The sequence below is a fragment of the Rhizobacter sp. P2_H3 genome, assembly GCF_056403355.1.
The window spans coordinates 1-1,562 of the sequence record NZ_JBFUFQ010000466.1 but is presented as its reverse complement, the minus strand read 5'-3'; the positions used below and the strand labels follow the sequence as shown (position 1 = coordinate 1,562).

The following is a 1,562-nucleotide window of genomic DNA, read 5'->3' as shown; positions in this document are numbered from 1 at the left end:
CGACGAAGGAGGAGCAGCAGAATCGACAGGGTCGCTTCAGCTTTTGCGACTGTGCCCCACTCTGCGAGTTCTATGCGGGCGGGCAGGCCGTCATGGCGCAACTGCTGGGCGCTGGCGCCAGCGACCCAGACATCGAGGCGCGGCTGGACTGACCGTACTTACTCTTGGGGATGCATGGGGCGAGGCATCCGCCTAGCCTGACCCGCGGCGCATGGACCCGAGGCGTCGACAGACTGCGGCAGGCGACCCATGGACTTCGTCGACAGGATTTTCGGCATCTGGCACGAGGGCGCCTCCCACGCGCTCGTGAGCCAGCGCTTGTCCCGCCTGCTGGTCGCGATCGTGATGGCCGCGCATGTGACGACGGCATGGGGTGTCGATTGTTCGACGTTGCACCCGAGCACCTCGCGCCAGCCGCCGTATGGTCCGATGGCAGGGCCCGAGCGCTGCGAGGGCTTCTACGACAGGACAGTCTCGCAATCGTTCGTCGAGTTGGTATCGCTCACGCGCGGTGCCGGACTGACGGGAGAGAAGGCCGCAGGCACGTTGCTGTTGCAAGCCGCTGCCCGGGCACCGCTGCGGCTCGTGGTGCAGCCGATGCCGTCATCGCCGTTCTACCGGGTCGAGGCGGACTTGCTGGCGGGTCAGCCGCTGAGCTGGGACCCTGCGCCGATGCTGGGTGCAACACGCCTGCGAGCGAGCGACCTGGGCTTCCTCGCACTGACGCGTCGCACCGGTGCTGCAGGTGGCCCGGCTGCGGCTCCGGTGGCGCTCTCGGCTTCCGCCCTGGCGCAGCCGGATGCAGTGGCCACGGTTCGCGCCTCGGTTCGCATCGCCTCGCTCGCGTGGCGCAGCTACCGCCTCGGGGAGGGAGGGCCTGCGCGCTGGATCGACGTGCCGGATGCGCAACGCTATCCGTGGCAACGGCTGAGCATCGCCATCCCGATGCCCGCCGATGGCAAGGGCTTTGCCGTTGATGTGCAGGCCGTCGACGCAGACAGCCGCCAGGCCCTCCCCATGCTCCGATTCACGGTGCTCGGGGCGCTGGATGACTGACGAGCTTGCTTCGCAACGAAAGTTGCTGGCCGGGCAATTGGCCGCCCGCTTGCGGACCCCCGATGCGCCGCTCACCGAACTGAAGGATCTCCAGGAGCGACTGCGCATCGTCGACAACGTGCTCGCGGAGCAGCGCGCTGCGGCTGGACGCGGCCTGGGGCGTGTGCTGGCACCGATGTTGGCGGTGGCTGTCGTGCTGACGCTCGCGGCGACCTTGCAGGTTCCGGCGGTCCCGCTGGGACTCGAACTGCAGGCCGGTTCGGCCACCCTGGCGATGGCCGGTGCCTCGGCGATCGGACCCCTGGGGTTGCGTGGCGACACCCGGGTCGAAGGCTTCAGTCTGCTGGCGTCTCCCGACTCGACCCTCGTGCAGGCTTTCATGGCCAATCCCTCCGGTGCGATCGTTCTGCGCGCCGATGAAGCAACGCTGAGCACATTGCGTTGGCCGGCCGATACCCGGCTCACGGTGCAAGCCGATCCCGCGATGCTCTCGTTGCGCCTGGAAG

At 68.4% G+C, this 1,562-nt stretch carries 2 protein-coding genes; both read left to right on the top strand.

All coding sequences use genetic code 11. The annotated features are described in order from the left end of the window. Window positions 1–249 precede the first annotated feature (249 nt). On the top strand, window positions 250–1,056 hold the full coding sequence (locus AC1D1T_RS32375; protein WP_477826761.1) for a hypothetical protein: 807 nt from the start codon (window positions 250–252) through the stop codon (window positions 1,054–1,056). Then, window positions 1,049–1,562, top strand: a 514-nt coding sequence (locus AC1D1T_RS32370; RefSeq protein ID WP_477993450.1) for a hypothetical protein, incomplete at its 3' end; no start/stop codon positions are given. The genes AC1D1T_RS32375 and AC1D1T_RS32370, both read left to right, overlap by 8 nt.

What these genes read in the sequence shown, in the direction of transcription:
- AC1D1T_RS32375 (WP_477826761.1), top strand. Translation starts at nt 250, where the DNA reads ATGGACTTCGTCGACAGGATTTTCGGCATCTGGCACGAGGGCGCCTCC.